At 70.1% G+C, this 11,905-nt stretch carries 14 protein-coding genes; 6 read left to right on the top strand and 8 right to left on the bottom strand.

Annotation, left to right across the window (positions count from 1 at the left end; translation table 11 throughout):
• Window positions 1–220 precede the first annotated feature (220 nt).
• Both ACWGIG_RS30385 and ACWGIG_RS30380 read right to left on the bottom strand, forming a co-directional pair.
• Complete coding sequence (locus tag ACWGIG_RS30385) at window positions 221–499, bottom strand: DUF6355 family natural product biosynthesis protein (protein WP_453324900.1); 279 nt, start codon at window positions 497–499, stop codon at window positions 221–223.
• 451 nt (window positions 500–950) lie between these two features.
• A complete protein-coding gene (locus tag ACWGIG_RS30380; RefSeq protein ID WP_453324899.1) occupies window positions 951–1,379 on the bottom strand; it encodes a BP74-related protein in 429 nt (142 codons plus the stop codon).
• 266 nt (window positions 1,380–1,645) lie between these two features.
• On the opposite strand from ACWGIG_RS30380, the gene ACWGIG_RS30375 reads away from it, so the two are divergent.
• Window positions 1,646–2,473, top strand: coding sequence for an NAD-dependent epimerase/dehydratase family protein (locus ACWGIG_RS30375; protein ID WP_453324898.1), 828 nt, complete (start codon window positions 1,646–1,648; stop codon window positions 2,471–2,473).
• A 154-nt stretch (window positions 2,474–2,627) separates the two neighbouring features.
• Here ACWGIG_RS30375 and ACWGIG_RS30370 read toward each other — a convergent pair whose 3' ends face one another.
• Window positions 2,628–3,086 (bottom strand): MarR family winged helix-turn-helix transcriptional regulator, encoded by a 459-nt coding sequence (locus ACWGIG_RS30370; RefSeq protein ID WP_453324897.1) that lies wholly within the window; start codon window positions 3,084–3,086, stop codon window positions 2,628–2,630.
• A 139-nt stretch (window positions 3,087–3,225) separates the two neighbouring features.
• Between ACWGIG_RS30370 and ACWGIG_RS30365 the strand changes: the two genes are divergently transcribed.
• From ACWGIG_RS30365 to ACWGIG_RS30355, 3 genes are all read left to right on the top strand, one after another.
• The gene (locus ACWGIG_RS30365) at window positions 3,226–4,722 is read left to right on the top strand and encodes an MFS transporter (protein ID WP_453324896.1); all 1,497 of its coding nucleotides are present in this window, start codon (window positions 3,226–3,228) and stop codon (window positions 4,720–4,722) included.
• Window positions 4,723–4,903: 181 nt separating this feature from the next.
• The gene (locus ACWGIG_RS30360; RefSeq protein WP_453324895.1) at window positions 4,904–6,037 is read left to right on the top strand and encodes an NADH:flavin oxidoreductase; all 1,134 of its coding nucleotides are present in this window, start codon (window positions 4,904–4,906) and stop codon (window positions 6,035–6,037) included.
• Between the two features lie 173 nt (window positions 6,038–6,210).
• A complete protein-coding gene (locus ACWGIG_RS30355; RefSeq protein ID WP_453324894.1) occupies window positions 6,211–7,023 on the top strand; it encodes a MerR family transcriptional regulator in 813 nt (270 codons plus the stop codon).
• On the opposite strand, the gene ACWGIG_RS30350 is transcribed toward ACWGIG_RS30355, so the two are convergent.
• Together ACWGIG_RS30350 and ACWGIG_RS30345 are read right to left on the bottom strand one after the other, a co-directional pair.
• On the bottom strand, window positions 6,939–7,220 hold the full coding sequence (locus ACWGIG_RS30350; RefSeq protein ID WP_453324893.1) for a hypothetical protein: 282 nt from the start codon (window positions 7,218–7,220) through the stop codon (window positions 6,939–6,941). The genes ACWGIG_RS30355 and ACWGIG_RS30350 overlap by 85 nt on opposite strands.
• Before the next feature lie 189 nt (window positions 7,221–7,409).
• Window positions 7,410–8,339, bottom strand: coding sequence for a zinc-binding dehydrogenase (locus ACWGIG_RS30345; protein ID WP_453324892.1), 930 nt, complete (start codon window positions 8,337–8,339; stop codon window positions 7,410–7,412).
• A 227-nt stretch (window positions 8,340–8,566) separates the two neighbouring features.
• On the opposite strand from ACWGIG_RS30345, the gene ACWGIG_RS30340 reads away from it, so the two are divergent.
• Window positions 8,567–9,217 (top strand): TetR/AcrR family transcriptional regulator, encoded by a 651-nt coding sequence (locus tag ACWGIG_RS30340; protein ID WP_453324891.1) that lies wholly within the window; start codon window positions 8,567–8,569, stop codon window positions 9,215–9,217.
• 49 nt (window positions 9,218–9,266) lie between these two features.
• On the opposite strand, the gene ACWGIG_RS30335 is transcribed toward ACWGIG_RS30340, so the two are convergent.
• A complete protein-coding gene (locus tag ACWGIG_RS30335; RefSeq protein ID WP_453324890.1) occupies window positions 9,267–9,959 on the bottom strand; it encodes a DUF3159 domain-containing protein in 693 nt (230 codons plus the stop codon).
• 75 nt (window positions 9,960–10,034) lie between these two features.
• Complete coding sequence (locus ACWGIG_RS30330; protein ID WP_453324889.1) at window positions 10,035–10,658, bottom strand: TetR/AcrR family transcriptional regulator; 624 nt, start codon at window positions 10,656–10,658, stop codon at window positions 10,035–10,037.
• A gap of 58 nt (window positions 10,659–10,716) precedes the next feature.
• Between ACWGIG_RS30330 and ACWGIG_RS30325 the strand changes: the two genes are divergently transcribed.
• Window positions 10,717–10,857 carry a hypothetical protein gene (locus tag ACWGIG_RS30325; RefSeq protein WP_453324888.1) on the top strand — a complete coding sequence of 47 codons (141 nt, stop codon included), beginning with the start codon at window positions 10,717–10,719 and terminating at the stop codon, window positions 10,855–10,857.
• A 130-nt stretch (window positions 10,858–10,987) separates the two neighbouring features.
• Here ACWGIG_RS30325 and ACWGIG_RS30320 read toward each other — a convergent pair.
• Window positions 10,988–11,905 (bottom strand): hypothetical protein (locus ACWGIG_RS30320; RefSeq protein WP_453324887.1); only part of this gene is annotated, 918 nt, incomplete at its 5' end.

The raw sequence follows: 11,905 nt of genomic DNA, 5'->3' as shown, positions 1-11,905 counted from the left end.
CTACGACCCCCAACCCGCCCCAACCCCTTGACCAAAGTCATAGGGGCACCCCCCCGCAGCGGCGACGCCTTGTAGGTGTCCACACCCCGACTGCTCGGGTTTCCGGGCCTCGGTGGTGACACGGACGTACGGCGGCCCGCGGGTCAACCGACGGGCCGCCGTGGAATCTACGCTGCTTCAGCGCGCGGTCAACTGTCCCCGAGTCGCGCGCTGACGCCTGTCAGCAGGACCTGCCGACGTACCAGGCGCCCTGAAAGTCAGGCCAGCCGCCGCCCAGGTAGGTGGTGCCCGGGCCGACACACTTCTCGTAGTCCTTGATGCCGCCGATGTTCCACCTGTCGACGTAGATGACGACGTTGCCCGTTCCACAGTGGTTGTAGTAGGCGCCCGGATTGGCGAACCAGCCGCAGGGGTCGGCCTTCACGCCAAGCACCCCGGCCTGCTGCTGGGAAGTGACCGTCGTGGTGGCCGGTTCGGCGCTCGCAGACGCCGGAGACATGCCCGCCATTCCCATGACGGCGGTCGCGACTGCCGCGCTTGCCAGTACTTTTCGACTCCCTCGACGCATGTACATCTCCCGAACCTTGTTCTTGACACTGAGCATGGAGACCCCGTTTCTCGACATGTGCGATCAACACGATCGATGACCGTGCGGGACAGCCGGGGTGAACCACACCCCGTGCTGTTTCCTTCACCATCGTGCTGGCGTGCCGGACGGGTAAACAGCTCACGAACCGTTCACGTGTGACCGGTTCGGCCTCCGCTCCCCCCGATGCAGGCGTGCGCCATGGATCGAGGACGCGGGACGGCGAGTCATCCAGCAGGTCACGTTCCGCACCGACGGTGGCCTGCCGGGATGTGGGTGAGGGAACGCCTCGCGCAGTCGCCGGACGTACCGGCGGACGACGGCTTCGCCCCCTGCGCGGGGTCGGAGTCGTTGCGCGGGGCGTCTACGGCGCGGTGACTTCCTCGGTGAGCCTTCCGGTCCAGGGGCACCAGTAGAGGCCGGGGAGGAAGGGGCCGCCGGCCTCGTCCAGGTGGTCTTCGACATAGGGGATGGTGGCGTCGCAGACTTCGATGGCCTGCGGTGCGAACTGGATCGTCTCGGGGTTGTAGTGGAAGCTCCAGCGGGGGTTGTAGCTCGCCTGCCGCTTGATGATCCTGCCGATGACGATCTGGGGGTCCCCGCTCTCGACGATGTCGCGGGCCTTCTGGATCGTTTCCGGGTCGGTGATCTTAATGGTGAAGTCGGAGCGGGTGATGTCCCGCATGTTGAAGTACGCGGCGCTGTCGGCGGCTCCGGCCTGCCCGGTCTGGAGGGTCGAGGCGAACAGCGCGGCAGCTGCGAGGGCACTGAGTTTGGCGGTCATGCGTCGCATGAAGGACAACTCCGTAGGCCGGGGCGTGATCACCACACCCATCAATCGCAGACTGTAATCGCTCGACTGCATGGAGTAATGATGCTGCGTGGAGCACGTCCCCCCCCACCTGCCGAATCGGCTCACGAGCGCGCGCAGTCGTCACACTTCTGCCGGCGTCATCAGACGTCAGTGACGACCTGTCAAGGTTCACCGGGTCCACACGCATGCTCCACCAGCTTCTCAGGCACCTTGATGAGTGGATCAACAGACGCGAAGATGTGCGCATGGTCCAAACCAAGGGAGACGCGGTGAGCCTGGGAACGGTGGCGATAACCGGGGCAGCGGGCACCATCGGCCGTGTGGCGCGAGAGGCGCTGCGAGGCGAGGTGGACCGGTTGATCCTCCTCGACCGCGTGCCGCTGCGCCAGGAGGCCGAGAACGAGGACGTCCACACCGTGGACCTGCGGGACGCAGCCGCCGTGGAGTCGGCCCTGGCGGGAGCCGACCGGGTGCTGCACTTGGGTGGCGTGCCCGACGAGGCACCCCTCTCCGATCTCCTCGAAGCCAACGTGCTCGGCACGCACCACGTCCTGGAGGCTGCCCGGCGCACAGGCATCGAGCGGGTGGTACTGGCCAGCAGCAATCGTGTGACCGGCTTCTACCCGACCGGCCATCTGACAGGTCCGCAGGATCCGGTACGCCCTGATGGTCTCTACGGGGTGAGCAAGGCTGCCGTCGAGGCGCTCGGGCAGCTGTACGCCGACAAGTTCGCTCTGTCCGTCGTCTGCCTGCGCATCGGCAGCTTCGAGCACGTGCCCACCGAACCTCGCCACCTGGCGACCTGGCTGAGCCCGCGCGACGCCATCGGCTTCATCCGGGCCGCCCTCGCCGCACCGGCCTCCACCCGCTTCGTCACCACGTACGCCGTCTCCCACAACGCCCGCCGCTTCTGGGAACTCCCCGACCCGGCAGAACTGGCCTACACCCCCGTCGACGACGCGGAGTCCCATGCCGCTGACATCCCCATGCCGGGCCATCCGGCCGATCCGGGCGCGCCTCAGGCCGGTTCCTACGCCCTGCCCGAGTTCACCCTCAAGCACCTTCGACCTTGACCCGGCACGCGGGGCGGGGGAAGCGCGCTACGAGCTACGCCTCCTGGAATGAGACAGATTCTGCGGGATGGGACAGGCAATGATGAGACAGGCGGTACGGTCCTCCCGCGAGTCCCGCGGGGAGTAATCGGATTCTGCGCATGAAGACGACCCCTTAGGGCGTCCGGCCCTCTTCGACGACGTCAGGGGCACCCGGCCGCAGGCGTGTCAGCAGTGCGTAGAGCGTGGCGCTCTCGGTTTCGTCCAGGGCGTCGAGGGCGCCGTGCGTCTCCTGCATCTCCTCGCGCACGCGGCGGACGGTCTCGCGGCCCGCGTCGGTGGCGACGACGTTCTTCACGCGGCGGTCCGCGGGGTCGGCTTCGCGGTGGACCAGCTCGCGGGCCTCCAGGCGGTCCACGATCCCCGTGACGTTCGACGCGTCGCACACCAGCAGCGTGGCCAGGCGGCGCATCGGCAGCGGTTCGTCGAGCTGGGCGAGCACCTTGGCCTGGGTGGAAGTGAGCCCGTGGCGGGCGGCGGCGGCCGCGAAATCGCGCCACTGGGCGGTGCCGATGTCGGCGAGCAGCTCCACGAGCTGGAGCTTGGCGAGGGAGTGCGGGGCGGCGGCGCTCATGACCTGGAGTGTACTCGCAGGTGCTTGATGTCATCAAGCATTAACTTGACGTACTCAACTATCGATGTCTACCGTCTGCGGAGGTGCTTGACGTCCTCAAACATCTACGTCCTGAAGCATTGAGAAGGTTCCGCCCGCCATGAGCCACGCCGCATCCGCCCCCGCCGCCGGGCACAGGAACGAGACGGTCATCGTCTTCGCCCTGAGCCTCGCTGCCATGGTCGTGTCGATGATGCAGACCCTGCCGGTCCCGATCCTGGGTCTGATCCAGGGCGACCTCGGCACCACGGCCGCCAACGTCAGCTGGGTGACCACGGCCACGCTGCTGTCCGCAGCCGTCTTCACCCCGCTGCTCGGCCGCTTCGGCGACCAGCACGGCAAGAAGCCCACCCTGGTGGCCGTCCTCGGCGTCATGGTCGCGGGCTCCGTCATCGCCGCCCTCGCGAGTTCGCTGCCGCTGCTGATCCTGGGCCGGGTGCTCCAGGGCGCCGCGACCGCCATCTTCCCGCTGGCCCTCTCCGTCCTGCGGGAAGAAGTCAGGCCGGAGAAGCTGCCCAGCGCGATGGCACTGGTCAGCGGCACCCTCGCATTCGGCAGCGGGCTCGCGCTCGTCGCCACGGGACTGCTGACCTCCGGCGAGGGCGCCGACTATCGCAACGCCTTCTGGATGGCGACCGGGTTCGCGGTCCTCGCCCTGCTCGCGGTCCTCCTCCTCGTCCCGGCGACCCGGCACAAGACCGGTGGCCGCACCGACTTCCTGGGCGCGCTGACCCTCGGCGTCGCCCTGCTGCTGCTCCTGCTGCCGATCTCCCAGGGCCACGGTTGGGGCTGGACCTCCGGCCGTACGCTGGGCAGCTTCGCCGGCGCGGCCGTCGTGGCAGTCCTCTGGGTACTGGTCGAGCGCAAGGTGCGCGAGCCGCTCGTCGACATGCGGATGTTCGTCCACCGCCCGGTCCTCATGGCCAACCTGGCCGGCATCCTCGTCGGCTTCGGCATGTTCGCGAACTTCCTCGGGGTCTCCTACTTCGTCCAGATGCCCCGGGCGCTCACCGGCTACGGCTTCGACGCCTCCATCCTGCTCGCCTCCGTCCAGTTCCTGCTGCCCGGAGCCGTCGTCTCCCTGCTCACCTCGCCCGTCGGCGGCCAACTGGTCCGCCACCGGGGCCCCCGGTTCGTACTCGGCATGGCCGCGGCATTCGGAGCCGTCGGCTTCGGCTGGCTCGCAGCCGACCACACCCACACCTCATCGGTGATCGGTGCCGGCATCATCGTCGGCGCGGCCGTCAGCTTCGGTTACGCCGCCATGCCCGCCGTCATCATGTCGAGCGTCCCGCCCCACCAGAGCGGCATCGCCAACGGCATCAACTCGATCTCCCGCTCCACCGGCAGCGCGATCGGCAGCGCCGTCATCACCACCATCCTGGCCTCCAGGACCATCGAGCACCTGCCTCCGGGCACGCCGGCGCTGCCCGCCGAATCCGCGTTCACCCTCACCTTCGGCATCGGGTCCCTGGCCTTCGCGCTGGTCGCCGTGATCAGTCTGCTCGGCCTGCGCGGACAGCACGGCCCCCGGGCCGTCGAGACCCGCAGAACGGACAGCTCCGACTTGGCGCCGGTGCACCCCGTGGCGCAGTAGCCACGCATGCCCACCAGACCTTCCCTGCCCGCGTATCCACCCGCGCTGCGCACACCTGCGCACGCGCCCACCGGGTCCGCCCACCGCCCACCGCCCACACCTACCGAACCCGCCTACCGCACGCACCTGTTGAAACGCACCTGTTGAAACACGCCTCTTGAAACCGACCAGGGAGCACCCCATGACCACCGCTGCCGCCACGTCCTCCGCCAACCGCGCGGCCGAGATCCTTGCCCGGCCCCTCTCGCTGAACGGCCTGACCGTCCCGAACCGCATCGCGATGGCACCGATGACCCGCATGTTCTCCCCGGGCGGCATACCCGGTGAGGACGTGCGGTCGTACTACGCCCGTCGCGCCGCCGCCGGTGTGGGCCTGATCGTCACCGAGGGGACCTACGTAGGCCACGAGTCGGCAGGACAGAGCGACCGCGTCCCGCAGTTCCACGGTGCGGAAGAGCTGGCGGGATGGGCGAAGGTCGCCGAGGACGTACACGCGGCGGGCGGCACGATCGTGCCGCAGCTGTGGCACATCGGCATGGTGCGCAAGCAGGGCGACGCCCCCTACGCCGACGCCCCCGCCGTCGGCCCCTCCGGCATCCGTGTCGACGGCACCGAGAACGCCGGCAAGGCGATGACCCGCAGCGACCTGGACGACGTCATCGGCGCCTTCGCCGAGGCCGCCGCGGCTGCCGAACGCATCGGCTTCGACGGCGTCGAACTGCACGGCGCGCACGGCTACCTCATCGACCAGTTCCTGTGGGCGGGCACGAACCGCCGCACCGACGCCTACGGAGGCGACCCGGTTGCCCGTACGAAGTTCGCGGCCGAGACGGTGGCCGCGGTCCGCGAGGCCGTCTCGCCCGACTTCCCGGTGATCTTCCGCTTCTCGCAGTGGAAGCAGGAGGCCTACGAAGCCAGGCTCGCCCAGACCCCGGAGGAGCTGGAGGCGATCCTGAACCCGCTCGCGGCAGCAGGCGTCGACGCCTTCCACGCCTCCACGCGCCGCTACTGGCTCCCGGAGTTCGACGACTCGGACCTCAACCTGGCGGGCTGGACCAAGAAGCTCACCGGCAGGCCCACCATCACCGTCGGCTCGGTCGGTCTCGACGGCGACTTCCTCCACGCGTTCGCGGGCAAGGGTGCCGCGATCGGCAGCATCGACAACCTCCTCGACCGCATGGAGCGCGACGAGTTCGACATGGTCGCCGTCGGCCGCGCCCTGCTCCAGGACCCGCAGTGGGCGGCGAAGGTCCTGGGCGACCGGTTCGACGAGCTGAAGCCGTACGACGCGGCGGCGCTGAAGACCCTCAGCTAGGGGGCCGGCTTACGGAGTGACGAGGGGGCTGAGGGCTTTGGGGGCTCCGGTGGCTGCTGAGAGTGGCGCCGGCCCTCCGTCCCGCCACCTGCCGGGGAGCAGGTCAGGGGGAGCCGGTGGTGGAAGCCGGGCTTGACCATGACACCGTGTGAGGCCCTCGACCCGGAGCCGTCATGTTCGCCATCGGAGACTTCGCCCGCCTCGGCCGCGTATCGGTCCGCATGCTGCGTCACTACGACGCCACCGGACTGCTGCACCCCGCCCGGGTCGACCCCGCCACCGGCCACCGCCACTACACCGCGGCCCAGCTCGCCCGCCTCAACCGCGTCATCGCGCTCAAGGACCTCGGCTTCACCCTCGCGCAGGTCCAGCGGATCCTCGACGAGAAGATCAGTACCGAGGAACTGCGCGCCATGCTGCGGCTGCGCCGTATCGAACTCGAAACGGCCGTGTCGGAGGCGGCGACCCGGCTGGCCCACGTCGAGGCGAGGCTCCGCTCCATCGAGAGCGCGGGGCACATGTCCGTCCACGAGGTCGTCATGAAGAGCCTGCCGCGCATCCGGACGGCGGAACTCACCGGCCCTGCACCGGACTTCGACACCATCGGCCCGACCATCGGACCCCTGTACACCGAGCTGTTCGCACGCCTCGAAGGAGCGGGCATCGTGCCGACAGGACCCGGCATCGCTCACTACGAGGACACCCCCGAGGGCGGCATTCTCGTCCACGCCGGGGTGGAGGTCGCCGCTCCGGTACGGGACGACGGCACGCTCCGCGTCCTGGACCTGCCGCCGGTCGATTCGGCGGCGACGATCGTCCACCGCGGCTCGATGGAGACGGTCCTGCCGGCGGTCCAGGCCCTGGGCCGGTGGATCGACACCCACGGCTACCGCTCGGCGGGCTACCCCCGGGAGGTCAACCTGGAGTGCCCGCCGGACCGGAACGACTGGGTGACAGAACTCCAGGAGCCGGTCGTCCCGGCCTGATCCGCCACCCCCACCAGGCCCAGGAACAGCCCGAACGCCGTGCCCGCCGTGCACCACACCACCGTCTCCGCCGCGAAGCCCGAGAAGCCCGAGAGCGGCTCGTGCAGGACGAGGGCATCGGTGACGTAGTACGCCACGACAGCCCCCACCAGCGACAACGCCCCGGCGGCGACCCGCAGCCACTTCCCGGCGAGCACCCCCGGACGAAAGCCCGTTGAAGAGCGAGGTCGCCGCACCGAAGCCCAGCCCAGCCGGTAACGAGAGCGAAAGGAGCCGCGCGTGGGGAATCATGCAGTACGGAGCATACTCAGTCTGCTCCGTACTGATCCAGGGATGTGCCGTAGAGCTGCGCCGGCGGCAGCCGCGGGCGTCTCGGTTGCGGGTGCTCAGTCGAAGGTGAGTACCGCCTTGCCGTGGAGGCGGCGGCCCAGGAGGGCGTCGGCCGCCTCCGCCGCCTTGTCCCAGCTGCCGCGCCAGGCGATCTGCGGGTCGAGATCGCCGGCCGCGACCCGGTGGGCGAGCCAGGTCAGGTCGGGGGCCAGGCCGGTGCAGCCGAGCAGGAAGAAGCTGGTGAGCGAGCGGTCGTGACGCCCGTGGTCGCCGAAGAGCGCCCCGAACGGGAAGTGCTCGCTCTGCTCGGCCGAGTGGCCGACCGCCACCAGGGTGCCTCCCTCGCTCAACGCGTCGTACGCGTCCACGAGTTGGGTTCCGCCCACCATGTCCAGGACGCCGTCCACGGGTACGTCGACCGCCGCAGGCTCAGCCACCACCTCATGGGCACCGAGGGCGCGCAGACCGTCGCCGTACGCGGCCGGATTTCCGGTGGAGGCGATGACGTGTGCACCGCCCTGCCTGGCCAGTTGTACGGCGTACCGGCCGGTGCCGCCGGTGGCCCCGGTGATCAGGACCCGCCTGCCCAGCAGCGGGCCGACGCGGTGCAGGGCGCGCAGTGCGGTGGCGCCCGACACCGGGACCGTACTGATCGCGCCGAGGTCGGCACCCTGGGGGACCGAGCCGATCAAGTCGGTTTCCACGGCGCGGAGTTCGGCCCAGGCGCCGTCCGGGGCGAGGGTGACCACGGGGGTGCCGACAGTGGGGCCCGAGCCGTCGGCCGCGGCCCGCTCCACGACGCCGGCCGCGTCCCAGCCGAGCACCTGGCCGTCCGGGGCATTTTCCAGGAAGTGCCGGACCTCCCCGTAGTTGAACGAGGTCGCGGCCACCCGGATCAGGGCCTGGTGCGGGGTGGGCCGGGGGTCGGGAGCCTGGCCGAGCCGGAGTCCGGCGGGGGCGGAGTGGTCGACGAGCAGAGCGCGCATGGGAAGTGCACCTTTCAGCAGGCTTTCGGCAAGCTTTCGGCAAGAAGGGTCAGGGGCATGGCTGTGGCCGCGCAGGGGCCCAGAACAGCCGGTACGGGCCGCCGCGGAAGCTCCTCACCATTTCTGCCACTGAGTGGCACACGCCGTCAAGTGGCACAGGCGCTCAAGTGGCACAGGCTAGTCAGGGGCGATTGCCTCCCCGTGGTGTTCTCGCCTATGCTGCCGCCATGCCCGGAGCCGTGAACGACCAACTGCCGCTGCGCGAGCGGAAGAAGCTGCGCACCCGCCAGGCGCTGATCGACACGGCCCTGGAGATGTTCAGCGAGCGCGGGTTCGACGGCACCACGCTGGACGAGCTCTGCGACGCGGTGGAGGTCTCCAAGCGCACGTTCTTCCGTACCTTCGCCAGCAAGGAAGACGTGGCCGGCGCGCCGACCCAGGACCTGTGGGCGGCCTTCCTGGACGAGCTGGAGACCTGCGACCCGGGCGGCGGGACCGTGCTCGACATGCTCCAGGAGGCGTTCCTCGCCGCCCTGGACCGGATGACCGCCGACGGCTGGGCGCGCCGGACGCTGCTCAGCCGGCGACTGGCGGAGCACGCGCCCTCGATGGACGCGCACGGCCTGCATTTCTGCGACCGCACGGGCCGCGCCGCACTGGCCGTCCTGCACCGCAGGTTCGACCTCGGCGGGGCGGGGGACCTGCGCCCCCGGCTGGCTCTCGACATGCTCATCGCCGCGTTCCACGGAGCGATGGACACATGGATCTCGCGCTCGGGCACCCCCACCCGGGAGGGCCTGGCCGCCGACGTACGGGAAGCCTTCGCCGCCGTACCCGGCAGCCTGACGCTGACCGCCACGCCACGCGAACCCGCCTGACACCAGGTCGGGCTGCACCCGGCCCTGTCCCGCCAAGTGCCCTACGGGTTCAGTGAGTTGTGTGCCCCGTGCGCCTGCCCGCGCGGCGGGCCGCCCACGCCCAGACGGCCAGTGCGACGATCCACAGCGGATAGTTCATGGCGATCTTCGCGAATGCCAGCCAGCCCGCCAGGTCCCGGTCGTACAGCCAGTACTGCACGACGAACCGCGAGCCGAAGACCAGCGCCAGCACCGCCGTCGCGACGTCGTAGCCGAACCGCGAAGGGCGGTCGTGCCGCCAGGCCGAGGAACTGCGGTTCACCGCGCTCCAGACCACGCCGGCCAGGGGCCGACGCACCGCCAGCGAGAGCACCAGCGCGACGAACACCGTCAGGCTCAGCCAGATGTCGACGAGGAAGAAGTCCCGCGCCTCGCCCGACCTGCTCGCGAAGTACGAGGAGACGCCGACCCCGACGATTCCCGCAAGCGCGGGCTTCACCGGCTGCTTGCGGACCACGCGCAGCACCGTGAACGCGATCACGGTGCCGATCGCCGCGAAGATCCCCGGCCACAGGCCGAGGACGGAGTTCACGAGGACGAAGGCGAGGGAGGGGAGGGAGGAGTGGAGGAGTCCGACGGGGCCGCCGGTCTCCTCCCAGAGGGTGGGGCGGCGCCCTCCGGGGCGCGGCCCGTGTTTCTGGTCCGGGGGGTGATCCCCGGTGCGGTCGTTCTGGGGAGGGCGGTTGCAGTAGCTGATTGCCATGGCGATGCCCCTTCCGGATCTTCCGGCTTCATGCGATGCGGACTCCGTGCCTACTCCTGCCGTCCACCCCCCTTCTCACTCTTCGTCACTCTCCTTCTCGACGGCCCTGCGGTAGAGCGTCTGGAGCTCGCCGACGAAGGCGTCCGTATCGATGTCGGGGTCCGCGCAGAACAGTTCGTGGAACCCCTCCACCGAGCACTGCACGCTCTGCGCCACCCACGCCGGGTTGAGCTCCCGGAACTCCCCGCCGTCCACCCCGCGCCGAAGGATCTCCTCCACGGGCCCGGCCAGCGCCCGCGCGTCGAACGCGTCCGTGCGCCCCGGCGCCTTCCAGCTCGACGCCAGCCGCCACAACGCCCTTACGCCGTCACGGTGTTGGTCCTGGAACCGTACGAAGGCCTCGATGTACGCGAGCAGCGCCGACATCGCGTCGGAGGCGTCCTTCACCGCGGCGTCGACGGTCGAGGCGCACTTGCCGAGCAGGTCCTCGGTCAGCTGCACCAACACGTCGTCCTTGTCGGCGAAGTGATAGGTGATCAGCCCGGGGCTCGACAGCCCGGCCTCCTCGGCCACCCGGCTCAGGGACGTACGGGACAGCCCGTCCCGCGCGAGCACGGTGACGGCGGCATCGATGATCTGCCGCCTGCGCACCTCACCCACGGCCGACGGCCGTCTTCCGGGATTCTTGTTTGTACGCACAACCTAAAATTAGCATGGCTGAACAAGGCTCGGAAGAGAAGAACTGAGGAGAGTGGAAGTGCGCGCAGAGACCCGCAAGCGCATAGGGCCGTACGGTGTCCGGACTCCCCCGCTCGTCCTCGGCGCCGCCCCTGTGGCCGAGCTGCGGGCGCGGGCCGCGCGCATCGAGCGGCTCGGGTACGGATCCTTGTGTGCCTGATCGGAGCTCGCAGTGCACTTGCACGTAGTGGCCGTGATCGCCGTCGCTGTTGGCGCGTCCTGCGCGCCCTCCTCGTCCGCCCCAGCGGGACTCAGCGCAGTCACCCCGGCGGATCTTCCCGGTCGCAGCGCTAGAAGAGGCGGGCACGCGTGTGCTGCGTGAGGTTTTCGAGGATCTCGCGCAGCCATGGGGTGCGAGCGGCCGGTAGCCGGACCAGGGTGCGCTGGAACGCTCCTTGGTCGGCCCAGAAAAGATGGCTGGGGCGCGGCGCGAGCGGGTCGTCACGGAGAATGCCGTCGGGCATGCGGCCCGTCGCGGGGACGGGCAGGTACGGCTCGGGGAAGGCCAGCCACAGCCACACCCCGAACGGCAGCGGCACCGGGTAGGCCGAGGCGGCCGGGGTCCAGGTCTCTCCCGTGTGCGGATGCGTCGGTACGAGAAGGATGTCGGCACCCTCGTCGGGGGCGGGTGGGCGGCCGGGTCCGGCCAGGAGAACGCGCCGTGCGGGTGGACCAGCGGGCAGCAGGGTGTCGAGGGCGCGTTGGAACACTTCCGCGGCCAGGCCGTCCGGGACGGTCACGGGCCGGCCTTCCGAGGCCGCCAGCAAGTGGGCGAGTGCCTGACCCGCTGCCGCCTCCCACTGCGGGCTCCATGACCAGAGGTGGTTCAAACCCAGCCGCGATCCCCACGTCATGGTCATCGGCTCGAACGGGGGTGTGCCGTGTCCCGTTTCCATCAACTCCGCCCAGGAGAGCGGCGCGTCCTCGGCGCCGTCGACGGGGAGGCGGCGCACGGCGTGGGGAGCGAGCCACACCGCCTGCCAGAGCGAGCAGTCGTCGATCCGGCTCGCCACGGGCAGACCACACGCCTCACAGGCCATGTTGGGGCCGTCGGCCCCGCCCAGCCCGCAGCAGCGGCCGCCGGCTCTTTCCGGAATCAGCACGGTGCCGCGGGTATCGCCGGGTGCGATGACGATCGCGCCGGGCGCGCCGTCGGACAAGGCGTCGACCGGCGCGTAGATGCCACGCGCCGCCGCCTCGTCCGGATC

The sequence above is a fragment of the Streptomyces sp. NPDC054863 genome, assembly GCF_053610825.1.
Note: the sequence above shows the minus strand (reverse complement) of the source record. Positions and strands in the feature narration are given on the sequence as shown.